Source organism: Burkholderia pseudomultivorans (assembly GCF_001718415.1).
In the GTDB taxonomy this organism is placed as follows: Bacteria; Pseudomonadota; Gammaproteobacteria; order Burkholderiales; family Burkholderiaceae; genus Burkholderia; species Burkholderia pseudomultivorans_A.
Window position 1 is genome coordinate 2,377,636 of sequence record NZ_CP013378.1, and the last position, 23,424, is coordinate 2,401,059.

Annotated in this window: 20 protein-coding genes; 11 read left to right on the plus strand and 9 right to left on the minus strand. The window is 68.7% G+C overall.

Annotated elements, in window-relative coordinates:
• Nucleotides 1-27 precede the first annotated feature (27 nt).
• Complete coding sequence (locus tag WS57_RS23400; RefSeq protein WP_040126969.1) at nucleotides 28-519, plus strand: GNAT family N-acetyltransferase; 492 nt, start codon at nucleotides 28-30, stop codon at nucleotides 517-519.
• Between the two features lie 18 nt (nucleotides 520-537).
• Here the strand turns inward: WS57_RS23400 and WS57_RS23405 are convergent, their stop codons facing one another.
• The 3 genes from WS57_RS23405 to WS57_RS23415 are packed head-to-tail and all read right to left on the minus strand — an operon-like array spanning nucleotide 538 to nucleotide 2,505.
• Nucleotides 538-1,410, minus strand: coding sequence for a cytochrome c oxidase assembly protein (locus WS57_RS23405; RefSeq protein ID WP_009693861.1), 873 nt, complete (start codon nucleotides 1,408-1,410; stop codon nucleotides 538-540).
• 10 nt (nucleotides 1,411-1,420) lie between these two features.
• Nucleotides 1,421-1,861, minus strand: a complete 441-nt coding sequence (locus tag WS57_RS23410; RefSeq protein WP_059515463.1) for a copper chaperone PCu(A)C — start codon at nucleotides 1,859-1,861, stop codon at nucleotides 1,421-1,423.
• An 8-nt stretch (nucleotides 1,862-1,869) separates the two neighbouring features.
• Nucleotides 1,870-2,505: an SCO family protein gene (locus tag WS57_RS23415; protein WP_040128784.1), complete on the minus strand. Its 636-nt coding sequence runs from the start codon at nucleotides 2,503-2,505 to the stop codon at nucleotides 1,870-1,872.
• A gap of 390 nt (nucleotides 2,506-2,895) precedes the next feature.
• Here WS57_RS23415 and otsB point away from each other — a divergent pair, with 390 nt between their 5' ends.
• Both otsB and otsA read left to right on the plus strand, forming a co-directional pair.
• Complete coding sequence (gene otsB / locus WS57_RS23420; protein WP_069244901.1) at nucleotides 2,896-3,648, plus strand: trehalose-phosphatase; 753 nt, start codon at nucleotides 2,896-2,898, stop codon at nucleotides 3,646-3,648.
• Nucleotides 3,645-5,024: an alpha,alpha-trehalose-phosphate synthase (UDP-forming) gene (gene otsA, locus WS57_RS23425; RefSeq protein WP_009693856.1), complete on the plus strand. Its 1,380-nt coding sequence runs from the start codon at nucleotides 3,645-3,647 to the stop codon at nucleotides 5,022-5,024. Before otsB ends, otsA begins: the two co-directional genes overlap by 4 nt.
• A 94-nt stretch (nucleotides 5,025-5,118) precedes the next feature.
• On the opposite strand, the gene WS57_RS23430 is transcribed toward otsA, so the two are convergent.
• Nucleotides 5,119-6,948: an ABC transporter ATP-binding protein gene (locus WS57_RS23430; protein WP_040126973.1), complete on the minus strand. Its 1,830-nt coding sequence runs from the start codon at nucleotides 6,946-6,948 to the stop codon at nucleotides 5,119-5,121.
• A gap of 566 nt (nucleotides 6,949-7,514) precedes the next feature.
• Between WS57_RS23430 and WS57_RS23435 the strand changes: the two genes are divergently transcribed.
• The 3 genes from WS57_RS23435 to WS57_RS23445 all read left to right on the plus strand — a co-directional run bounded on the left by WS57_RS23435 (nucleotide 7,515) and on the right by WS57_RS23445 (nucleotide 10,153).
• Nucleotides 7,515-8,579, plus strand: coding sequence for a glycosyltransferase family 4 protein (locus tag WS57_RS23435; RefSeq protein WP_009693853.1), 1,065 nt, complete (start codon nucleotides 7,515-7,517; stop codon nucleotides 8,577-8,579).
• Between the two features lie 235 nt (nucleotides 8,580-8,814).
• Nucleotides 8,815-9,648, plus strand: a complete 834-nt coding sequence (locus tag WS57_RS23440) for a hypothetical protein (protein WP_059605562.1) — start codon at nucleotides 8,815-8,817, stop codon at nucleotides 9,646-9,648.
• A 40-nt stretch (nucleotides 9,649-9,688) separates the two neighbouring features.
• Entirely contained in the window at nucleotides 9,689-10,153 is a 465-nt protein-coding gene (locus WS57_RS23445; RefSeq protein ID WP_040126975.1) for a DUF2214 family protein, read from the plus strand.
• A gap of 129 nt (nucleotides 10,154-10,282) precedes the next feature.
• Here WS57_RS23445 and gudD read toward each other — a convergent pair whose 3' ends face one another.
• Entirely contained in the window at nucleotides 10,283-11,635 is a 1,353-nt protein-coding gene (gudD, locus tag WS57_RS23450; RefSeq protein ID WP_059515466.1) for a glucarate dehydratase, read from the minus strand.
• Between the two features lie 372 nt (nucleotides 11,636-12,007).
• On the opposite strand from gudD, the gene WS57_RS23455 reads away from it, so the two are divergent.
• Nucleotides 12,008-12,769 (plus strand): FadR/GntR family transcriptional regulator, encoded by a 762-nt coding sequence (locus tag WS57_RS23455; protein ID WP_009689415.1) that lies wholly within the window; start codon nucleotides 12,008-12,010, stop codon nucleotides 12,767-12,769.
• 118 nt (nucleotides 12,770-12,887) lie between these two features.
• On the opposite strand, the gene WS57_RS23460 is transcribed toward WS57_RS23455, so the two are convergent.
• The 3 genes from WS57_RS23460 to pdxY all read right to left on the minus strand — a co-directional run bounded on the left by WS57_RS23460 (nucleotide 12,888) and on the right by pdxY (nucleotide 17,708).
• A complete protein-coding gene (locus WS57_RS23460) occupies nucleotides 12,888-14,036 on the minus strand; it encodes a branched-chain amino acid ABC transporter substrate-binding protein (RefSeq protein ID WP_059605564.1) in 1,149 nt (382 codons plus the stop codon).
• A 349-nt stretch (nucleotides 14,037-14,385) separates the two neighbouring features.
• Nucleotides 14,386-16,548, minus strand: coding sequence for a phosphocholine-specific phospholipase C (locus tag WS57_RS23465; protein WP_069244902.1), 2,163 nt, complete (start codon nucleotides 16,546-16,548; stop codon nucleotides 14,386-14,388).
• Nucleotides 16,549-16,847: 299 nt separating this feature from the next.
• Nucleotides 16,848-17,708 carry a pyridoxal kinase PdxY gene (gene pdxY, locus WS57_RS23470; RefSeq protein WP_009689410.1) on the minus strand — a complete coding sequence of 287 codons (861 nt, stop codon included), beginning with the start codon at nucleotides 17,706-17,708 and terminating at the stop codon, nucleotides 16,848-16,850.
• Nucleotides 17,709-17,883: 175 nt separating this feature from the next.
• Between pdxY and WS57_RS23475 the strand changes: the two genes are divergently transcribed.
• Nucleotides 17,884-18,948: an alpha/beta fold hydrolase gene (locus tag WS57_RS23475; protein ID WP_059515471.1), complete on the plus strand. Its 1,065-nt coding sequence runs from the start codon at nucleotides 17,884-17,886 to the stop codon at nucleotides 18,946-18,948.
• 47 nt (nucleotides 18,949-18,995) lie between these two features.
• Here WS57_RS23475 and WS57_RS23480 read toward each other — a convergent pair whose 3' ends face one another.
• On the minus strand, nucleotides 18,996-19,994 hold the full coding sequence (locus WS57_RS23480) for an LLM class flavin-dependent oxidoreductase (RefSeq protein ID WP_069245468.1): 999 nt from the start codon (nucleotides 19,992-19,994) through the stop codon (nucleotides 18,996-18,998).
• 3 nt (nucleotides 19,995-19,997) lie between these two features.
• On the opposite strand from WS57_RS23480, the gene WS57_RS37245 reads away from it, so the two are divergent.
• From WS57_RS37245 to hpnJ, 3 genes are all read left to right on the plus strand, one after another.
• On the plus strand, nucleotides 19,998-20,228 hold the full coding sequence (locus WS57_RS37245) for a hypothetical protein (RefSeq protein ID WP_155741164.1): 231 nt from the start codon (nucleotides 19,998-20,000) through the stop codon (nucleotides 20,226-20,228).
• A 409-nt stretch (nucleotides 20,229-20,637) separates the two neighbouring features.
• Nucleotides 20,638-21,813, plus strand: coding sequence for a bacteriohopanetetrol glucosamine biosynthesis glycosyltransferase HpnI (hpnI, locus tag WS57_RS23485; protein ID WP_040126980.1), 1,176 nt, complete (start codon nucleotides 20,638-20,640; stop codon nucleotides 21,811-21,813).
• A gap of 167 nt (nucleotides 21,814-21,980) precedes the next feature.
• A complete protein-coding gene (gene hpnJ / locus WS57_RS23490; protein WP_310722223.1) occupies nucleotides 21,981-23,423 on the plus strand; it encodes a hopanoid biosynthesis associated radical SAM protein HpnJ in 1,443 nt (480 codons plus the stop codon).
• The last annotated feature ends 1 nt before the right edge of the window (nucleotide 23,424 follow it).

A 23,424-nucleotide genomic window follows, 5' to 3' on the forward strand; every position in this document is an offset into this window, starting at 1 on the left:
CCGGCGCGCCATGAATCAGGACCGCACATGAATGCTTCCGCCTCCGCCGCCCAGACGACCGCTGCCGATCTCGAGTGGCGCTGGAAATCCTTCGACGCGCTGACGGCGCGTGAAGTCTATTCGATCCTCGAGGCGCGCAGCGCCGTGTTCGTCGTCGAACAGAACTGCGTGTATCGCGACATCGACGACGAGGACCAGGCCGCCTGGCATCTGGCCGCATACGATCCGGCGGGGCGTCTGGCCGGCTATCTGCGCGTGCTGCTGCCCGATGCGCACAATACCGACGTGCGCATCGGCCGCGTACTGACGACCGCCGCGTTTCGCGGCGCGGGGCTCGGCAACGGGCTGCTGTCGCGCGCGCTCGCGCATATCGGCGAGCAGTGGCCGGGCGTGCCGGTGAGCCTGCATGCGCAGGCCCATCTGCAGCGCTTCTACGGCGCATTCGGCTTCGCGCCGAGTTCGGACGTGCACGACGAGGACGGCATCCCGCACGTGTGGATGCGCAGCGCGCGCGCGTGACCGCACACGGCGGCGCGCTCAGTGTGCGGGCCGTGCGGCCGCCGGATTTTCCGCGCGCGCCCGCGCGGCCCGTTCGTCGATCAGGCGTCCGCGGGCGGACAGCCGCAGCCAGTGCCGCAGCGCGATCAGCGCGCCGATCACGCTCATCATCGAGCCCGGAATCCACAGCAGCAGCCCGCCGATCTGCTGGTCGCGCAGCGGGCTCAGCCACGTGAACGCGCGGCCGCAGATCGAATAGATCGGATACAGCTCGTGCGGCGTGAAGAAGATCAGTGCGCCCAGCGCGATCTGCGGCGGAATCGCCGCGACGACGATCAGGATCCGGCGCCCCGGCGACAACCGTGCGGGCGGCGCCGGGCGCGGGTCGACGACGAGCCACCAGAACAGCAGCCCGTCGATCACCATGCTCCAGTTCATCACGCGATAAAGACGCCAGTCGAGCATCGCGACGAAATGGATCGGCGACAGCAGCCAGAAATAGATCAGCCCGACGAACAGCACGACCGCGACGACGGGATGGAACAGCACGTCGAGCGTCGCGCGCACCGGCGCCCACGCGAGGGCGGGGCGCACGAAGCGCTGCCGCCAGCCAAACGGGATGCCGGCGCGGATCGCCGCGCCCGGATACGCGAGCGCGATGAAGAACGGCCCGAGGTGATGCAGCACCAGGTGCTGCGCGCGGTGCATGAAGAATTCATGCTCGAAGAAATAGTCGAGCCGCGTGTGCAGCGCGACGTAGAGCGCAGTCAGCCCGAACCAGAACGAGAACTGCCGCAGCGGCGACACCTTCGCCTTCTTCACGCCGCGCGCGAACAGCACGGCGGCCGTCAGCACCGCGACGACCACGGTCGGCGACGGTTCCCACGGATCGAGCCAGTACAGGAGGTTCATCGCGCGCGCATCACTTTGCCTGCGCCGGCGATTTCACCGCGAACGGCGTGTCGAGCGTCTCGCCGTCGGAGAACTTCAGGCGCAGGTGCACGGTGTCGCCCGGCTTGATCGCGTGCTGCGGCTCCTCGAGCATGAAGTGGTAGCCGCCCGGCGCGATGTCGACCTTGCCGCGTGCGGGGATCGTCAGCTTGTCGACCATCTCCATCTTCTGCGTGGAGCCGTTCGACACGGTCTGGTGCAGCATCGCCATCCCGTAGTCGGGGCTGTCGACGTCGACCAGATCGATCGGCTTGTCGCTCGTGTTGACGAGCGTCACGTAGCCGCCGGCGGGCAGCTTGTTCGGCAGCCAGCGCACCCACGCGCCCTGTGCGGTGATCGCGCCGGCCGCATAGGCCTGGGCGCCGGCGCACAGTGCGGCAAGGAGGGCGAGGGTCTTGAGAGTCGTCTTCATGTCGGGATTCAGGTAGTGGAGGCGGGGGCGATGATCCGGCGCACGTCGTCGGCGATGGCGTCGGGCGAGTCGCGGTCGGTCGCGAGCAGGCGCGCGCGGCCGTTCGCGTCGAAGATGTAGACCGCCGAGCTGTGCGTGACTTCGTAACCGCCCGACGCGTCGCGCTTTTCCATCTGGTAGGCGACGCGATAGCGCTTCGCGAGCGACTCGATCTGGCCGTCGGTGCCGGTCAGGCCGCGCGCGTGTTCGGCGTCGAACGCGGCGACATACGACTGCATCGCCTGCGGCGTGTCGCGTGCGGGATCGACCGACACGAACAGGATGCGCACGTCCTTCGCCTGCGGGCCGAGCTTCGCGAGCACCTCCATCAGCCTCGCCATCGTTTCCGGACAGACGTCCGGGCAATGCGTGTAGCCGAAGTAGACGAGCGCGACGTGGCCGCGGAACGCGGCGGCGTCGACCGGGCGGCCGTCGCCGCCGGTCAGCGTGAACGACAGGTCGGGCAGGTGGCCCGTGACGTCGGTCAGGTGCCAGCGTGGCTCGTCGTGCGAGCACGCGGCAAGCGTCGCGGCGGCGGCAACGGCCGCGGCTGCGCGGATCAGGCGGGACAGGCGCCGGTGCGGCGCCGGAAGGGCAGACGACATCTCGGGGTCTGTTTCCATATGGGTTGCAAGCGTGGCAACCCCAAAGTAAAAAGTGCGCTCCAGGGGAAGGCCCGTCGGGCGTTGGCCTGGGCAGTCCATCGCGACGCGGGCCTGCGCGCATGCGAGCCCGACCGGACGGAATGGTGTCGGCCGGCGCGGCGCCATGCGTCGCGCGGCCGGCGGTTGCGACTGTAGCGCAATTCCCGCGCCGGCGTCCTTTCGAAACCCGTACGGCGCCAGCCAGCGGGGCAATATGTCGCAGTTGACGCGCAGCGTGGCACGACGCTTGCGACGTACCGGTTTCGCCCATTTCCGCGCCGAGGCGCGGTAAGATGCGCACAATTCCATGCGCAGCGGCGGCCACGCGGCCGCCCTCAGACTATCGAATCGATGCAATCCGTTCCGGCCTCCCTGTCTCTGACCGATACCGCGTTCTTCTTCGACTTCGACGGCACGCTCGTCGAGCTGGCGCCGACCCCCGACAGCATTCATGTCCGGCCACCGCTGCCGACGCTGCTCGACGAGTTGCGCCGCCGCTCGCACGGCGCGGTCGCGATCGTGTCCGGGCGCGGCATCGACAGCATCGACACGTTCCTGAAGATGCCCGACCTGCCGGTCGCCGGCCTGCACGGCGCCGAGCGCCGCGATGCAAACGGCGACACGCAGCGCGTCGGCTTCAACGATGCGCGGCTGTTGCGCATCGAGCGCGAGCTCGCGGCCGTGGTCGACCGTCACGCGGGCATGCTGCTCGAAATCAAGGGCGCGGCCGTCGCGCTGCATTACCGCAACGCGCCCGAGCTCGAGCCGGTGGCGCGTGAAGCGGCCGAGCGCCTCGTCGCCGAATACGCGGACGCATACGTGCTTCAGCCCGGCAAGATGGTGTTCGAGATCAAGCCGAAGGGCGTCGACAAGGGGCGCGCGCTGGCCGCGTTCCTCGACGAACCGCCGTTCGCGGGCCGCGTGCCGCTGTTCGCGGGCGACGACCTGACCGACGAGAAGGGCTTCGCGGTGGTCAACGCGCGCGGCGGCCTGTCGATCAAGATCGGCGCCGGCGAGACCTCGGCGCGCATGCGGCTCGACTCGGTCGACGCCCTGCATGCGCAGCTCGCGCGCTGGCTCGGTGCCGGGCAGCCCGGCGCATGAGCCGGCTCATCATCGTTTCGAACCGCGTCGCACCGATCTCGGAAGGCGAACCGGCGGCGGGCGGCCTCGCGATCGGCGTGTACGACGCGCTGAAGGAGACCGGCGGCATGTGGTTCGGCTGGAGCGGCGAAGTCGTCGCGTCCGGCGCGCCGCAGATGCGCGTCGAGGAGCACGGGCCCGTGACTTTCGCGACCATCGGCCTGTCGCGTCGCGACTACGACCAGTATTACCGCGGCTTCTCGAACGCGACGCTGTGGCCCGCATTCCATTACCGCGCGGACCTGATCCAGTACGACCGTCACGAGTTCGACGGGTATCGCCGCGTCAACGTGTGGCTCGCGCAGCAGCTCGTGCCGCTGCTGCAGGACGACGACGTGATCTGGGTGCACGACTACCACCTGATCCCGTTCGCGCGCGCGCTGCGCGCGGCCGGCGTGAAGAACCGCATCGGTTTTTTCCTGCACATCCCGTTTCCGGCCGCGCAGGTGCTCGTCAACGTGCCGCCGCATCGCGAGCTCGTCGAGTCGCTGTGCGCGTTCGACCTGCTCGGCTTCCAGACCGAGCCCGACCTGCGCGCGTTCTGCGACTACGTCGAGTTCGAGGCGGGCGGCGAGGTCGAGCGCGACGGCCGCACGGTGCGCGTGCGCGCGTTCGGCCAGACGCTGCGTGCGGCCGCCTATCCGATCGGCGTGTATCCGGACGAGATCGCGTCGCTCGCGCAGGCGGGCGAGAACGGCAAGGCCGTGCGCACGCTCGCGACGTCGTTGCGCGGGCGGCAGCTGATCATGAGCGTCGACCGGCTCGACTATTCGAAAGGGCTGGTCGAGCGGTTCCGCGCGTTCGAGAAGCTGCTCGAGCACCAGGCATCGTTCCGCAATCGCGTGTCGTTCCTGCAGATCGCGCCGTCCACGCGCGCGGACCTGCGCGCGTACCAGGACATCCGCCTGCAGCTCGAGGCGGAGTCGGGGCGCATCAACGGACGTTATGCGGAGCTCGACTGGGCGCCGATCCTGTATATCCACCGGCAGTACGAGCGGCAGGTGCTCGCCGCGCTGTACCGGCTCGCGCGCGTCGGCTTCGTGACGCCGCTGCGCGACGGCATGAACCTCGTCGCGAAGGAATACGTGTCCGCGCAGGATCCGGACAATCCGGGCGTGCTCGTGCTGTCGCGTTTCGCGGGCGCCGCGCGCGAGCTGACGGGCGCGCTGATCGTCAATCCGATCGATATCGAGGGCATGGCCGACGCGCTGTCGCAGGCGCTGACGATGCCGCTCGCCGAGCGGCGCGCGCGCTATGCGGACATGATCGCGCAGCTGCGCGAGAACAACGTGTCGGTGTGGCGCGACCACTTCCTGCGCGATCTGCAGCGCGTGTGACGGCGTGCGCGGCTTGCCGCGCGGCGCGTCGCGATGAAAAAAAAGCCGCCGTGCATCGCGCACGGCGGCTTTTTTGTCGGACCGGCGCCGGCCGTCAGGCCACGCGTTCGCCGGTCGGCGCGCTGCCGTCCGCCGCGTGATGGCGGCCGTGCTGCTTCGCGAGCAGGTCGCGATACAGGCCCGGGCGATTGCGCAGCACGTCGGGGCTGCCGTCGTCGATCACCTTGCCGTTGTTCATCACGATGATGCGGTCGAAGTTGCGCAGCGTCGACAGGCGGTGCGCGATCGCGATCACGGTGCGGCCGACCATCAGGCGGTCGAGCGCGCTCTGGATCGCTTCCTCCGACGCACTGTCGAGCGCGGACGTCGCTTCGTCGAGCAGCAGGATCGGCGCGTCCTTCAGGATCGCGCGCGCGATCGCGATGCGCTGGCGCTGGCCGCCCGACAGCTTGACGCCGCGATCGCCGACGATCGTGTCATAGCCTTCCGGCATCGCCTCGATGAATTCCGCACAGCGCGCGTCGCGCGCGGCGGCGAGCACTTCCTCGCGGGTCGCGTCGGGGCGGCCGTACGCGATGTTGTCGTAGATCGTCCGGTGCAGCAGCGAGATGTCCTGCGGCACCAGCGCGATCGCATGGCGCAGGCTGTCCTGCGTGATCGTCTTCACGTCCTGGCCGTCGACCTTCACGGTGCCGTCCTGCGTATCGTAGAAACGCTGCAGCAGCGCGAGCACGGTCGACTTGCCGGCGCCCGACTTGCCGATCAGCCCGACGCGCTGGCCCGGCTCGATATGCAGGTCGAAATGGTCGAGGATCGCGCGGCGGTGCGGATACGCGAACGTCACGCGCTCGAAATCGACGCGTCCGCCCTTGGCCGACAGCGGCACCGCGTCCGAGCGGTCCGGCATCCCGTGCGGCTCGAGCAGCGTCTTCACGGCTTCAGATAGCCGCGCGACGTGCTGCGTGACGTCGACGAGCGCGACCGCGAGGTCGCGCGTGCCGTGCAGGATCGTGAAGCCGAGCGAGCTGACCAGCACGATGTCGCCCGACGTCGCCTGGCCGCGATCCCACAGCCACAGCGCCCAGCCGAGCAGGCCCGCGGACAGCATCGCGGTGATCACCGCGTGCAGCAGGCGCAGCTTTTCGAGATAGAGCAGGCTTTGCTGGCGCGCGTCCATTTCCGCCTTGACGGTCGCGCCGAAGCGCTTCTGCTCGCGCAGCGTCATCCCGAACGCGCGCACCAGGCCCATGTTGCCGATCACGTCGACGAGCTCGCCGTCGACCGCCGCGGCCTTCGCCGCGAACGCATGGTGGCGCGCGGAGCCGCGCCCGGCGAGCTTGAACAGCACGATCGCGAGCACGGCCGAGCAGCCGAGCAGGCCGGCCGCCATCAGCGGATTGACGACGATGATCATCAGGATCGCGCCCATCACGGCGATGCACGGCGGCAGCACGTTCCACGCCATCGTGTTCTCCGACGTGTAGACGGCGTTCGAGGTGGCCGTGATGCGGCTCGCGAGCGTGCCGGGCTGCTTCTCCGAGTAGTAGGTCGGCGAATGGCCGATCAGGTACTGGAACAGGTCGCGCCGCAGGTCGCCGGTGACCGCGACGAACGTATGCGCGGCGACCCAGCCGCCGACGCGCCACAGCAGGTTGTCGGCGGCGATCAGCCCGACGAGCAGCGCGAACGCGCTCCACAGCGGGCCCGGATGGTGGCGCCCGGTCGCGAGCACGTCGATCAGGTGCTTGATCGCATATTGCGAGCCGAGCGCGCAGCCGACGGCGGCCAGCACACTGACGAGCACGACCAGGTGCGCGACGGGATGCAGGCGGATGTAGCGGAACAGGAACGCGATCGGCCGATGCGCGTAGCTCGACAGCTTCGCGTTGTGGGCGTTGCGCTGGGCGGGGGTGAGAGATTCCAAAATATGCGTGCGGTGATTCGGTGATTGAGCGTTGCGGCCGGATCGCGTGCCGGCCCTGACCCGGACGTTAATCCGGCATTGTAAACAAGGCCACGCCTGGCGCTGCGCGAATCTTGCCGTGGCCCGCGGCTCGCGATCAATTTTGAGATAAAATCCGGCATCCCGTCCTGCGTCGCGCGGGCCGGCAGCCGATGCCGGAAGCCGCGCAGGGCGGCGGGAGTGCCAAAAGGCCTTCCACTCTAGAACGGACACCCGAGTCCGCGGGTTGCAAAGTGTTGCACCTTTGTAACAAAGTAAAGAGTTTGAAATGTCATGGGCCGTATTGGGATAAACCCTAGATAATCGGCTCCGGGTTCGAATCCAGGTTTATTTACGAACCCCTGTCAACGGGTCTTCGTTTCAAACGTTCTAAGCCTGTCGCGTCGCCGGCGCTCCTTGAGCAGCGCGGGTTCGACGCTCCCTGGCAGGCCGATTCGTCCGACGGTCGGACGAAATGCACCCAGCCCGGATCGCCGGCAGGTTGCCGACCCAAGCCTGGTTTTTAGCCGATTTTTTAGGAGTTACGCATGCGAATCGCCCAAATCGCTCCGTTGCACGAAGCGGTACCCCCGAAGCTGTACGGCGGCACCGAACGGGTGGTGTCCTACCTGACTGAAGCGCTCGTCGAGATGGGGCATGACGTCACGCTGTTCGCGAGCGGCGATTCGCAAACCTCCGCGAAGCTCGAAGCCTGCTGGCCGCAGGCGCTGCGCCTCGACCCGACGATCCGCGACGTGATGGCCCCGCACATGCTGCTGCTCGAGCAGGTGCGCCGCCGCGCGGAAGAGTTCGACGTGCTGCATTGCCATATCGACTACTACCCGTTCTCGCTGTTCTCGCGCCAGCCGGTTCCGCATCTGACGACGATGCACGGCCGTCTCGACCTGCCGGAACTGCAGCCGATCTTCAACGCGTTCAGCGACGTGCCGGTCGTGTCGATCTCCGACAACCAGCGCATCCCGCTGCCGCAGGCGAACTGGCTGTCGACCGTGTACCACGGCCTGCCGGAAAACCTGCTGACGCCGATCCCGAACGTGAAGCCGAGCTACCTCGCGTTCCTCGGCCGCATCTCGCCGGAGAAGCGCGTCGACACGGCGATCCGTATCGCCGAGCAGGCCGGCCTGCCGATCAAGATCGCCGCGAAGCTCGACAAGGCCGACCGCGCGTACTACGAAGAGAAGATCAAGCCGCTGTTCTCGCTGCCGCACGTCGAGTACATCGGTGAAATCAGCGAAGCCGAGAAGACCGAATTCCTCGGCAACGCACACGCGCTGCTGTTCCCGATCGACTGGCCGGAGCCGTTCGGCCTGGTGATGATCGAGGCGATGGCGTGCGGCACGCCGGTGATCGCGTTCAAGCGCGGCTCGGTGCCGGAAGTGATCGACAACGGCGTGTCGGGCTTCGTCGTCGAAGACGAACTGTCGGCCGTCGCGGCGCTCAAGCGCCTGGACACGCTGCCGCGCGAGAAGGTCCGCGCCGCGTTCGAAGCGCGCTTCTCGTCGAAGGTGATGGCGCAGAACTACGTGAAGGGCTACGAGGAACTGCTGCGGCAGAAGCGCCGCACGGTGCTGCGCGAAGTCAACGCAGGCTGACAGCCGGGCCGCCGGCCGCTCGCTGCGCGGCCGTCACCGACGCCCCGTCCGGGTTTCCGGCGGGGCGTTGTCACATCCGCGGCGCGGATCTGTTGTATTCTCGCCGCGCCCGATGCCGGGAACGGCCCCGGAAGCGCGCCGGCACCCCATCCTGGCGTCTGTCCAGACGGTAATGTCCCTATAATGGCCGTGCCGCGAAATCCGGCCCCGCACGATCATCCAGAGGAGAGCAGTCTTGGCGAGAACGAAAACCACGCGCGCAGCGCCGGCCCCCGGCGCCGGTGTGATCTTCGCGTTGCGCGCGATCGGTCTCGTGCTGCTCGCGCGCTGGCTGTTCTCGATGTCGGAGATGGGCTATCGCGCGTCGCTGTCCGCGATGGTGTCCTCGCCGTGGGCGTTCATCTATCTGGTGCTGATCTTCCTGCTGCTCGCGCTGCCGGGTGCCGTCGCGCGCGCCGAGCGGCCGTTCCATCCGCTGCCGCAGTGGCTGCGCCAGGCGCTGCGCCTGCTGGCGCTGATCGGTTTCCTGTTCGCCGTCTGGTCGATCGGCGCGTTCGCGTGGGCGGCCGGCTGGCGGCGCGCGCTGCATGCGGTGGCGGCCACCAACGGCTGGCTCGTCGCCGCGCCGGTGCTGTATGCGGCCATCGTGTGGATCTGCCGGCCGCGCCCGCTGTGGCGCACCAACGTCGCGGCACGCCGCTTCGCGGTCGGCCGCTACGCGATCTCGCTCGATACGCTGACGCGCACCGTGATCGTGTGGATGGAGAGCCGCAAGGTCGGCCAGTACGATGCGCGCGAGCTGTCGGTGCGCTGGCCCGGCCGGGCGGCGCAGGGCGGCGCTCCGTCGGGCGGCGTACCGTCGGGCGACGCTCCGTCGGGCGACGCTCCGTCGGCGGCCGCGCTGCCGCCGCGCGGCGGTCCGTTCCGGCGGCCGAAGGTGGAATTGCTGTGGGATTCGCCGGCGGCCGTCGGCCACAACCGGCAGATCGTGATGCGCGCGCCGCTCGCGACCGAGGGCGACCGCGTCGCGGTGCTCGCGCTCGACGCGGCGCTCAAGCAGATCGTCTGACAAGGTCCGCGCACGGTGCGCGGGCGTCGAAGGAGGCGTGATGATTGTCCGTTGGCTGCTGGCGGCTGTCCATCTGAGCGCATTCGGCGTCGCGTTCGCGGCGATCGCGGGGCGCAACCGTGCGCTGCGCCGTTTGATCGCGTCCGCGCAGGCCGCCGATCTGCCGGGCGTATTCAAGGCCGATGCGGTGTGGGGGCTGTCGGCGCTCGTGCTGATCGCCACCGGCCTCGCGCGTGCATTCGGCGGGTTCGAGAAAGGCAGCGCCTACTACCTGCACGAGCCGCTTTTTCACCTGAAGATGACCGCGCTCGTGCTGATCCTGCTGCTCGAGGTCGTACCGATGCTCGGGCTGATCCGCTGGCGCGCCGCCGCGCGGCAGCAGCGGATGCCCGATATCGGGCGCGCCCGCACCTATGTGAGGATCGGCCACTGGCAGGCGATGCTCGTGATCGTCATCGTGTTCGCCGCGTCGGGGATGGCGAGGGGGATTGGCGCTGCCGGCTAGGTGCGGCCGGCTAGGTGCGACCGGCTAGGTGCGGCCGGCTAGGTGCGGCCGGCTAGGTGCGACCGCCTAGGTGCGACCGGCTAGGCACTGCCGGCTGACGCGGCCCGCGCCAGCCGTCCCGCCCCGCCTTCACCGCACGAGGCAGGGGCGCTTGTTGTCGAAGGTCCAGCCCGGAATCAGATACTGCATCGCCGCCGCGTCGTCGCGCGCGCCGAGCGCATGCTGCTTGTACAGTTCGTGCGCGTGCGCGACCGCATCCATGTCGATGTCGATGCCGAGCCCTGGCCGCTTCGGCACCTCGACGAGCCCGTTCTCGATCTTCAGCGGCTCGCGCGTCAGGCGTTCCCCGTCCTGCCAGATCCAGTGCGTGTCGATCGCCGTGACCTTGCCCGGCGCGGCGGCCGCGACGTGCGTAAACATCGCGAGCGACACGTCGAAGTGGTTGTTCGAGTGCGAACCCCACGTGAGGCCCCAGTCGCGGCACATCTGCGCGACGCGCACCGAGCCCTGCATCGTCCAGAAGTGCGGATCCGCGAGCGGGATGTCGACCGCCTGCAGCTGCACCGCGTGGCCCATCTGCCGCCAGTCGGTCGCGATCATGTTGGTCGCGGTCGGCAGCCCCGTCGCGCGGCGGAATTCGGCCATCACCTCGCGGCCCGAGTAGCCGTTCTCCGCGCCGCAAGGATCTTCCGCGTACGCGAGCACGTGATGGAGGTTGCGGCACAGCCGCACGGCTTCGTCGAGCGACCACGCGCCGTTCGGGTCGAGCGTCACGCGCGCGTCCGGGAAGCGCTCGGCGAGCGCCGTGACGGCCTCGACCTCGCGCGCGCCTTCGAACACGCCGCCTTTCAGCTTGAAGTCGTTGAAGCCGTAGCGCGCATGCGCGGCTTCCGCGAGCCGCACGACCGCCTCGGGCGTCAGCGCGGGCTCGTCGCGCACACGCGTCCAGTCGTCGGTGGCGCCGCGCCCGTCGCGATAGGGCAGCGCGGTTTGGGTGCGATCGCCGACGTAGAACAGGTAGCCGAGCATCTCGACGCGCTCGCGCTGCTGTCCTTCGCCGAGCAGCGCGGCGACCGGCACGCCGAGGTGCTGGCCGAGCAGGTCGAGCAGCGCGGCTTCGAGCGCGGTGACCGCGTGGATCGTCGTGCGCAGGTCGAAGGTCTGCAGCCCGCGGCCGCCCGCGTCGCGATCCGCGAAGCGGCGGCGCACGTCGTTGAGCACCGCGTGATGGTTGCCGACCGGCTGGCCGACGACGAGCGCGCGCGCGTCGTCGAGCGTGCGGCGGATGCTCTCGCCGCCCGGCACCTCGCCGACGCCGGTGCGGCCCGCGCTGTCCTTCAGGATCACGAGGTTGCGGGTGAAGAACGGGCCGTGCGCGCCGCTCAGGTTGAGCAGCATGCTGTCGTGGCCGGCGACCGGAATCGCTTGCAGGTCGACGATGCGCGGCGTGTCGTAGGAGGGCGAGGCAGTGACGGCGTTCATGGCGGCGATGACGATAGGGTGGGCGGCGCCGTGCGGCAAAAGCTTTGCCGCGCGCGGCAGGAGGTGCGATCATTCGACAACCGACGTGCGCGGTCACGCGCCGGCATGTCACTGCAACCCCGAATCGCGGGGCGATACGTTCGATGCCGGCTTCGCACCCGGCCGCAACACGCGATGTGCGTGTCCCGGCCGTGCGCGAAACCCGGGACCGGCGCAGGCGTGACTGCGTTTGCGCCGGCCGACAGGAGACGAATACAGCGATCATCAGTCGTCGGATGACTTGTGACGCAGTATAATGAAACATCGGCTTTCGCTCAAACCCCGCGTAAACCCTCGGCTCACATCAGATCATTCAAAAAAGGAACCGGCCTCATGTCCGTGCCAACGCTTCCCGCAGCGCCGCGCCGTCGCGCGCGCAGCCTCGCACAAGATGTCGTCGACGCGCTGACCGCCCAGATCGAAAACGGCACGCTGCGTCCTGGCGACAAGCTGCCGACCGAAACCGAAGTGATGGCGGCGCAGGGCGTGAGCCGCACGGTCGTGCGCGAGGCGATCTCGCGGATGCAGGCGAGCGGCCTGATCGAGACGCGGCACGGCATCGGCAGCTTCGTGCTGGAGCCGTCGCGCCGCCAGGCGCTCGGCATCGATCCCGCGACGATCACGACGCTGCGCGACGTGCTCGCGGTGCTGGAGCTGCGCATCAGCCTCGAGAGCGAATGTGCGAGCCTTGCCGCGCAGCGTGCGAACGACGCCGATCTCGCCGCGCTGCGGCGCGCGCTCGACGCGATCGCGGCGGGAGCCGGCGGCGGCCGCGACACCGCGCAGCTCGACTACCAGTTCCACCTGCAGATCGCGCAGTCGACCGGCAACCGCTATTTCGTCGACATCATGACGCAGCTCGGCACCTCGATCATTCCGCGCACGCGCGTGAATTCCGCGCGTTTTGCCGGCGACGACCTCGAGCGTTACGTCGGTCGCCTGAACCACGAGCACGAGGACATCTACGAGGCGATCGCGCGCCACGATCCCGAGGCCGCGCGCGCCGCGATGCGCACGCACCTGACCAACAGCCGCGAACGGCTGCGCCGTGCGCACGAGGCGGCCGAGGCGGAGCGCGATACGCAGGCGACGTGACGCAATAACGTCAGTCGTCATACGAGATCGGCGGACATTCGACGATCGATGGCCGGGCGGGGCGGCGGCAATACGCGCCGCCGGCCCGCCCGGCCGTTCACGTTTCGCGCGCCGCCGCTCAACCCCCCTTCGTCACGATCGTCTTCCAGGCGCCGCCCTTCACCTGGTACAGCGTCGACATCCCGCTCTTCAGCGAGCCGTCGTTCGCGAACGAGATGCGGCCCGTGATGCCCTCGAAGTCGACCTTCTTCAAGGCAGGGCGATAGACCTTCGGATCGGTCGAGCCGGCCGCCTGCATCGCCTTGATCGCGGCCCAGGTCGCGTCGTAGCCGAACTGCGCGTACGACAGCACGTCGACGCCGAAGCGCTTCCTGAACCGCTGCTCGAAGTCCTTGCCCTGCGGCAGCTCGTCGAGCGGGCGCCCGTATTCCCACGCCATCGCGCCTTCCGCGGCCGGCCCGGCGATCTTGATGAACTCGTTGTCCTTCACGCCGCCGCCGCCGACGAACTGCGCGTTCAGCCCGAGCTGGCGCATCTGCTTGATGAAGTTCGCGGCGAGCGAGTCGAGGCCGCCGAAGAAGATCAGGTCGGGGTTCTTGCCCTTCAGGCTGGTGATCTGCGCGCGGAAGTCGACCGCCTGGTTGCTGGTGAACTCGCGGCCGATGATGGTGCCGCCGGCGGCCTTCACCGCCTTCTCGAACTCGTCGGCCTCGCCCTGGCCGAACGCGGTGCGGTCGTCGATGATCGCGATCCGCTTCGCCTTGGTCACGTCGACCGCGTACTTGCCCGCGTTGCCGGCGTTCTGGCCGTCGGTCGCGATCACCATGAACATGTTGGCGAGCCCGCGCGACGTGAGCGTGGGGTTGGTTGCGGCCGGATCGATCACCGGGATGCCGGCCTTGTCGTAGACGACCGAGGCCGGAATCGTCGTGCCCGAGTTGAAATGACCGATCACCACCGACACGTTCTGGTCGACGAGCGCCTGCGCCGCCTGCACGCCGATGCGCGGGTCGGCCTGGTCGTCCTGCACGACCAGGTTGAAGTGCGCGGGCTTGCCGGCGATCTGCACCTTCTGCGCGACGGCGTCGTCGAGCGCGAGCTGGACGCCGTTCTGCAGGTCCTTGCCGTAGCCGGCGTTCACGCCGGTGAGCGGTGCGGCGAAGCCGACCTTCACGACGGTCTCGTCGGCGGCCTGTGCGGCCTGCTGCGCGAAGAGGGCAAGCGCGGATGCAATCGACACGGACAACAGCGAATGACGGAATTTCATGTTCGATCCTCTTGTTCGACACCAGCGGTGGGTAGCGCACGCGGCCGGGCGCGTGCGGCGGGCGGGCGGTTCGACCGCTTCTCGGTATCGGGCGGGGAGGCCGGCATGATGCTTCTCGGAAGCTGCCCCCGTCAGGCTCGTCGGTGAGCCCCGATCGCCTCGATATATAGGTCGCCGATATGCGTGGGTCTTGGCTGTTTGCCGCGCATTCGATGCGGATTTGCGCATAGCTTCCGCGCGTGCGCGGGAGGCCGGTATCGGGAGTTTCCCGCCGCGAAAGGGCGGGGAAAGGCGGCAGTCGGGAAAGGTGCGCGGCGCGGCCTCGCGGGGCCGCGCCGCGCCGTCGCCGTCAGTCGGACGACGAGGCGGCCGTGGCCGACGATTCGGACAGGGCGTCCGGGGCCGCGTCGAGGTCGTGCGCGGATGCGCTCGTGCGGATCAGCGGGTCGCTCATGCTCGGGCGGCCGGTTTCGACGTGGCCGGCGAAGCGGCGCAGGAAGCCGAGCAGCCGGCCGTCGCTGACGGTCAGGTCGTACCAGCCGTGACTGCTGCGCAGATCCCAGTAGTCGTCGACCTGCGCGCCCGGCGCCAGCTCGAAGGTGCGCGCGGCGCCGTGGCCGTACGCGTTCGCGACCTTGAGCCGCACCGTCTTGTGGCCGCGGTTCATCAGGCGCAGCGTGATGTTGCCGTTCGCGACGTCGTACCCGTAGATCACCTCGGGGTTCACGCTCGCCTCGCCGATGCCGGTCGCGAACGGGCCGCGGAAGCGGCAGTAGAAGCCGTTCGGGCCGTACACGTCGAGATCGTACAGGCCGAGCGAGGCCGCGGCGCTCCACGTGTCGGCGAGTCGCTTGGCGGCTTCGACGGTGTAGGTCCACGGGCCGTCGAGACGGTTGCGCGACTGCACCTGGAATGCCGCGCCCACGCGGCCGGTATTCGCGAAGCTGAGCCGGAACGGGCCGTTGGGCGTATCGACGCGGCCGTGCACGAACAGTTCGTACGGCAGCGCGCGCGCCGGACGCAGCCCGGCTTCCTGTTTCGGCAGCGTCTGCAGCAGCGGCGGCACCGGGATGTAGTCGGGATGGCGCAGCCGATCGGGCGGCGCGTAGCCGCTCGTGTCGGGCAGCGTCGGCACGCCGGCGTCGGCCGTCGCGAAGTCGAATGCGGACGTCAGGTCGCCGCACACCGCGCGCCGCCACGGCGACACGTTGCCGGCCGGCGCACCGAAACGCGCCTCGATGAATTGCAGCAGCGAGGTGTGATCGAAGGTCTGCGAGCAGACCCAGCCGCCCTTGGTCCACGGCGACACGACCAGCATCGGCACGCGCGGCCCGAGCCCGTACGGGCCCGCCATGTGCGACGCGTCGCCGGGGAACGCCTCGTTGGTCGTCGCGACCGTCGACAGCCCGTTGTCGCGCGACTGCGGCGCGAACGGCGGCGGCACGTGGTCGAAGAAGCCGTCGTTCTCGTCGTAGGTGATGAACAGCGCGGTCTTGCTCCACACGTCCGGGTTCGACACGAGCGTCTGCAGCACCTGCTCGATGTACCACGCGCCGTAGTTCGCGGGCCAGTTCGGATGCTCGGAATACGCCTCCGGCGCGCAGATCCACGACACCTGCGGCAGCGTGCCGTTCTTCACGTCCTGCTGCAGCACGTCGAACAGCGTGCCGCCGGCGCTGATGTTGGTGCCGGTGCGCGCCTTGTCGTACAGCGGCGTGCCGGGCAGCGCGGTGCGGTACTGGTTGAAGTAGAGCAGCGAGTTGTCGCCGTAGTTGCCGATGTACGGGTTCTGCGTCCAGCCCCACGAGCCGTTCGCGTCGAGCCCCGTGCCGACGTCCTGGTAGATCTTCCACGACACGCCGGCCTGTTCGAGCACTTCCGGATAGGTCGTCCAGCCGTAGCCCTTTTCCTCGTTGCCGAGCACCGGGCCGCCGCCCGCGCCGTCGTTGCCGACGTAGCCGGTCCACATGTAGTAGCGGTTCGGGTCGGTCGAGCTCGGGATCGCGCAGTGGTACGCGTCGCAGATCGTGAACGCGTCGGCGAGCTGGTAGTGGAACGGGATGTCGTCGCGCTTCAGGTAGGCCATCGTCGTGGTGCCCTTGTTCGGCACCCACTGGTCGTAGCGGCCCTTGTTCCACGCCGCGTGCATGTCCTGCCAGCCGTGCGGCAGGTCCTGCAGGAACTGCAGGCCGAGCTTGTCGGCGCCCGGATGGAACGGCAGCACCTCGGCCGGGCCGACCGGCTGATGGAACACCGACTTGCCGTTCGCGAGGCGCAGCGGGCGCGGATCGCCGAAGCCGCGCACGCCGCGCAGCGTGCCGAAGTAATGGTCGAACGAGCGATTCTCCTGCATCAGGATCACGATGTGTTCGATGTCGCGGATCGTGCCGGTACGGCGGTTCGCGGGAATCGCGAGCGCATCGCGGATCACGGGCGGGAACAGGTTCAGCGCGGCGGCGCCGGCAGTGCCGGCGGCGACGCGCAGGAAGTCACGACGGTTCGATCGGGTCATGGTCGTTATCGTGCGGTAAAGGAGGGAGCCGATTGGCGGGACCTGCGGGAATGGACGGCCCGCGGCGCAGGATGCGGCTGCGCCGGGTCGTGCCGCCGCGAGCATAGCGAGGAATCGGTGTCATTCATGTGAAGTCCGAAAACGTTTGCACGCGCGACCCCGGGAGCGGCTTTTTGCAACGTTCCGGCGCGGTCGCGGCACGTCGGCTGCGCAACGCGGGCGGGGAAGCGGGCGGGAAAGCGGGCGGAAAGCGGGGCGGAAGACGGGCGCGCGGCGGCGGCGCGCGCGGCGCGGATCCGTCAGGCGTCGGTCACCCACGCGCCGAACCATTCGCTCGGCCGGGCGATTTCGTCCTGCGCGGCGACGAGTTCGAGTTCGTAGCGGCGCGCGTCGTAGGTGGCCTTGACGACCGCGTGCACGGCCGCGAGCGTGTGCTCGAACGCGGCGCGCACCGAGTCGCCGCGCAGCCGGCGCGCGACGAAGATCGCGCTGGTGAGGTCGCCCACGCCCACCGGATGGCGCGGAAACGCGTACAGCGGCCGCTGGCCGATCCACGCCTCGGTTTCGGTGACGGCGAGCATGTTGAAGCGGTCGGCGGGGCTGTTGCGGTCGTGCAGGTGCTTGACGAGGATGATCTGCGGGCCGCGGCGGATCAGCGTGCGGCACGCGTCGACGGCTTCGGCGACGGTCTCGATGCGCCGCCCGGCGAGCTTCTGCAGCTCGGTGTGGTTCGGCGACATGCCGTCCGCGAGCGCCGGCATTTCGTGGACGATGAACTCCTCGACGCCGGGTTCGGGCCGGATGCCGCCCGTCTGGCCCATCGCGGGATCGCAGAAGTACCACGCGTTCGGGTTCATCGCCTTCACCGCGCGCACGATGTCGACGGTCGCGCGCGCCTGCGCCGGCGAGCCGACGAAGCCGGACAGCACCGCGTCGCAGCGCTTGAGCGCGCCGATCGCGGCGATGCCGTCGACGAGCTGCTCCATCTTCGCGGCGTCGATCGCGCTGCCCGCCCAGTGGCCGTACTGCATGTGATTCGACAGCTGGACGGTGTTGAGCGGCCAGACGTTGACGCCGAGGCGCTGCATCGGAAACACGGCCGCGCTGTTGCCGGCATGGCCGTAGATGACGTGCGACTGAATGCTGAGGACGTTTTTCATGGGAATTCGCCTGCACGCGTTTCAGGGGTCACGTCACACGATACCCGAGTTCGCCGCGCGCGCGGAAGTCGCGCCGGCCCGGGTGTTGCGCGCCGTCGTCAGCGTCGGGCGCGTAGAATCGCGGGGCGCGGCGCCGATCGGCTGCCCGCGAGCGTCTTCAATTACCGTGACCGTCATGATTCCGATCTGCAAGATGTTGTCCGTCGTGCGCGCCGCGCTGCTCGGCGCGGGCGTTGCCGTTGCCTGCGCCGCGACGCCCGCGGGGGCGGCCGCGCCGGCTGCCGCCGGCAACGACGGGCCCGAGTATGGCCCGCGCCTGGAAGGCTTCACCTATCCGGCGCCCGTGCACCGCTACGCGTTCACGTCGCAGCGCGACACGCTCGAGATGATGTACATGGACGTGCAGCCGGCGCACCCGAACGGCCGCACCGTCGTGCTGCTGCACGGCAAGAATTTCTGCTCGGGCACCTGGGAAGACACCATCGGCGTGCTGAGCCGCGCCGGCTACCGCGTGATCGCGCCGGACCAGATCGGCTTCTGCAAGTCGTCGAAGCCCGAGCGCTACCAGTACAGCTTCCAGCAGCTTGCGCGCAATACGCATGCGCTGCTCGAATCGATCGGCGTGAAGTCGGCGACGATCGTCGGCCACTCGACCGGCGGGATGCTCGCGATGCGCTACGCGCTGATGTATCCGAAGGCGACCGAGCAGCTCGTGCTCGTGAACCCGATCGGCCTCGAGGACTGGAAGGCGCTCGGCGTGCCGCCGCTGTCGGTCGACTACTGGTATGCGCGCGAGCTGAAGACGACGGCGGACGGGATTCGCCGCTACGAGCAGTCGACCTACTACGCGGGCAAGTGGTCGCCGTCGTACGAGCGCTGGGTGCAGATGCTCGCGGGGATGTACCGCGGCCCCGGCCGCGACATCGTCGCGTGGAACTCCGCGCTGATCTACGACATGATCCTCACGCAGCCGGTCGTCTACGAGCTCGGCGCGATCCGCGTGCCGACGCTGCTGCTGATCGGCGACAAGGACACGACCGCGATCGGCAAGGACGTGTCGCCGCCCGACGTGCACGCGAAGCTCGGCCACTATCCGGAGCTCGCGAAGCGCACGCAGGCCGCGATTCCCGGTGCGCAGCTCGTCGAATTCCCGACGCTCGGGCATGCGCCGCAGATCCAGGATCCGGACGCGTTCCACAAGGCGCTGCTCGACGGGCTGGAGGCCGTGCATCCGCAGTGACGCAGTGACGCGGCGCCGCTGCGCGACGCGCGGCGGCGGCCCGGCCGTCAGCGCGCTTCGTTCGCGAGCTCGTCGCGGATCTGCGCGGTCAGTTCGAACGAGCGCAGCCGCGCCGCGTGGTCGTAGATCTGCGCGGTGACGATCAGCTCGTCCGCGCCCGTCTGCGCGATCCGCGCGCGCAGCTTGTCGCGCACCGTGTCGCGCGAGCCGACCGCCGCGAACGACAGCGAATGCGCGACGTTCGCGAGTTCGAGCTCGTTCGCCTCGAGCAGGTCGACCGGCGGCGGCAGCTTGCCGGGCGTGCCGCGCCGCAGGTTGATGAACTGCTGCTGCAATGACGTGAACAGCCGCCGCGCTTCCTCGTCGGTATCGGCCGCGAACACGTTGACGCCGACCATCGCATGCGGCTTCGGCCACGCGGCCGACGGCCGGTACTGCGCGCGGTAGATCTCCAGCGCGCGCATCAGGTAGTCCGGCGCGAAGTGCGACGCGAACGCGAACGGCAGGCCCATCATCGCGGCGAGCTGCGCGCTGAACAGGCTCGAGCCGAGCAGCCAGACCGGCACCTCGAGCCCCGCACCGGGCACCGCGCGCACGCGCTGGCCGGGCGCCGGTTCCGCGAAGTAGCGCAGCAACTCGGCGACGTCGTCCGGAAACGAGTCGGCGCTGCCGATCAGGTCGCGGCGCAGCGCGCGCGACGTGGTCTGGTCGGTGCCGGGCGCGCGGCCGAGGCCGAGGTCGATGCGTCCCGGATAGAGCGACGCGAGCGTGCCGAACTGCTCGGCGATCACGAGCGGCGCGTGGTTCGGCAGCATGATGCCGCCGGAGCCGACGCGGATCGTCCGCGTGCCGCCCGCGACGTGGCCGATCACGACCGCGGTGGCCGCGCTCGCGATGCCGGGCATGTTGTGGTGCTCGGCAAGCCAGTAGCGCCGGTAACCCCAGCGTTCCGCATGTTGCGCGAGATCGAGCGTGTTGCGGAACGCCTGCGCGGCGTCGGCGCCGGCGGGAATGGGGGCGAGGTCGAGTACGGAGAACGGTGTCATCGGATGGCCTTCGAAGGGGCGTGCGGTGATGCGCATACGCAACAGATGCGTGTGATTTTGCCAAAGGGTTCCGGAACGCGCTGGCGGCGCATCGATACCCATGCGACCCGCAGGGCTGCCGCGTGGCTCGATGCGATTGTTGCGAAAATCGATCCAATCGCCGGTTTATTACGAGTCTTTACCGGGATTGGACGCGAATCCGCATCGACATACAAAATTGCACGAAACGTTTGATTTTCAAGACTGCAATACGCCTGCAAAGCGCTTACGCTAACGTGAACGTGGTGGCGTCGAAAGGATTCGCCGGCCGGACAGCTTTGCGGGAATTGCACCAGTGCGTTTCGCGCAGTGCCAAGCGCGGGGTGCCGTGGACTGTTAAAATCCGGCGCCTGTCCATGTTGTGCCGATGGCAACCATTCGATCTTCTCGCGCCCCGTCCGGGTGCCGCGCGAAGTGGCTCGCGCCGCCCGAAACAGGGCATGGCCGCCGTCGGGAAAATGGGCCGAGCCTCCCTCAAATACACAGACGCTGCTGGAACAAGGAGTCGGGTCGTGCCCGCGTTCGTTGCTGTCGGATCATCCAATCAAGCTGGACCACGCTCAATCGACTGCCGGCTCGGCTGCGTCGACGGGGGGCGCTGCGCATGACGCCTGCCGTATCGCTGCTCGACTGGCTCCTGATCGCGTTCACGCTGGCGGCGGCCGGCTATGCGCTCGTCGCGGCTTTCGCGCCGCGCCCGCGCACGCCGCGCACGGCCGCGCGCGACGGGTTCGAGCCGGTCAGCGTGCTCAAGCCGCTGTGCGGCGCGGAGCCGCATCTGTACGAGAACCTGTCGACCTTCTGCGAGCAGCGTCATCCGCGCCATGAAGTGCTGTTCGGCGTCGCGTCGGCGGCCGATCCGGCCATCGCGGTCGTCGAGCGGCTGCGCGCCGACTATCCGGAGTGCGACATCGGGCTCGTGATCGACGCGCGCGTGCACGGCAAGAACCTGAAGGTCAGCAACCTGATCAATCTCGCCGAGCGTGCGAAGTACGACCGCATCGTGATCGCGGACAGCGACATCGCGGTGAAGCCCGACTACCTGGAGCGCGTGACGGCGCCGCTCGCCGACGCGTCGGTCGGCGTCGTCACCTGCCTGTATCATGCGCGCAGCGTCGGCGGCTTCTGGACGCGCATCGGCGCCCAGTTCGTCGATGCCTGGTTCGCGCCGTCGGTGCGGATCACGCATCTCGGCGGTTCGAGCCGGTTCGGTTTCGGCGCGACGCTGGCGCTCACGCGCGACACGCTCGACCGGATCGGCGGCCTGTCGGCGCTGAAGGACGAACTGGCCGACGATTTCTGGCTTGCCGAGTTGCCGCGCCGCCTTGGGCGGCGTACCGTGCTATCCGAGGTCGAGGTCGCGACCGACGTGATCGAGGCGTCGTTCGGGCCGCTGTGGCACCGCGAGACGCGCTGGCTGCGCACGATCCGTTCATTGAACCCGGCCGGCTTCGCGTTCCTGTTCATCACGTTTACCGCGCCGTGGCTCGCGATCGGCGCGGCGCTGGCGTTGTCGCTGGACGGCACCGTCGCGGGCCTGGTGGCCGGCTGGGCTGCCGCCGCGGGCGCGTTCGGCCGGCTCGTGCTGCACGCGCGCGGCGAGGACGGCTGGCGCGCGTTCTGGCGCGACCTGCCGCTGGTCGCGGTGCGCGACACGCTGCTCGCGCTCGAATGGCTGGTCGCCGCGTTCGGCACGCACGTCGTGTGGCGCGGCGCAAGGATGACGGTGGTCGGCGGCGAACGCGCGACGGCCGCAGTGGAAGGGGGCGACGGCCGTTAGGCCCGCTCCGTGCCGGCATGGCGGGCGCGGGCCCGTGCGCCGGCGGAATTCGGCCCGACGGGCCGCGACGTGCCGCGCGAGCGTTGCGGCACGACATGACAGAGAGGCGGGCGCCCGAGCGGCGGCCCGCGGTTTTTTTTGACTGAATCGTTGAATCGAATCGAACTATGCAGGCTACCGGAGCATTCATGAAAACGCTGTTCTTGCAGGCCCCTTCGTATGACGGCTTCGACGGCGGAGCCGGCTCGCGCTATCAGGCGAAGCGCGAAATCCGTTCCTTCTGGTATCCGACCTGGCTCGCGCAGCCGGCCGCGCTGGTGCCGGGCAGCCGCGTCGTCGATGCGCCGGCCGACGGCCTGTCGGTCGAGGAAACGCTGAAGATCGCCAACGACTACGATCTCGTGATCATCCACACGAGCACGCCGTCGTTCCCGACCGATGCGATGTTCGCGCAGGACCTGAAGAAGATGAAGCCGTCGATGCTGGTCGGCATGGTGGGCGCGAAGGTGATGGTCGATCCGCACAACTCGCTGACGGCGAGCGACGCAATCGACTTCGTGTGCCGCGAGGAATTCGACTACACCTGCAAGGAACTCGCCGAAGGCAAGCCGTTCCCCGAGATCAAGGGCTTGAGCTGGCGCGCGAAGGACGGCTCGATCGAGCACAACGAAGCGCGTCCGATCCTCGAGAACATGGACGAGCTGCCGTTCGTCGCGCCCGTCTACAAGCGCGACCTGAAGATCGACAACTACTTCATCGGTTACCTGAACTACCCGTACGTGTCGATCTACACGGGCCGCGGCTGCAAGTCGCGCTGCACGTTCTGCCTGTGGCCGCAGACGGTCAGCGGCCATCGCTACCGCACGCGCTCGGTCGAGAACGTGCTCGCGGAAGCAAAGTGGATCCGCGACAACATGCCGGAAGTGAAGGAACTGATGTTCGACGACGACACCTTCACCGACGACCTGCCGCGCGCCGAAGCCATCGCCATCGGCCTGGGCAAGCTCGGCATGACCTGGTCGTGCAACGCGAAGGCCAACGTGCCGTACAAGTCGCTCAAGATCATGAAGGAAAACGGCCTGCGCCTGCTGCTGGTCGGCTTCGAATCCGGCGACGACCAGATCCTCGTGAACATCAAGAAGGGCGTGCGCACCGATTTCGCGCGCCGCTTCAGCGCGGACTGCAAGAAGCTCGGCATCAAGATCCACGGCACCTTCATCCTCGGCCTGCCGGGCGAGACGCAGGAAACCATCAAGAAGACGATCGAGTACGCGAAGGAAATCAATCCGCACACGATCCAGGTGTCGCTCGCCGCGCCGTATCCGGGCACGACGCTCTACAAGCAGGCCGTCGAGAACGGCTGGATGGAGGAGAACAAGACCATCAACCTGGTCAGCAAGGAAGGCGTGCAGCTCGCGGCGATCGGCTATCCGCACCTGTCGCGCGACGAGATCTATCACCATCTCGAGCAGTTCTATCGCGAGTTCTACTTCCGTCCGTCGAAGATCTGGGAGATCGTGCGCGAGATGCTGACGAGCTGGGACATGATGAAGCGCCGCCTGCGCGAGGGTGTCGAGTTCTTCCGCTTCCTGCGCGCGCACGAGGCCTGAT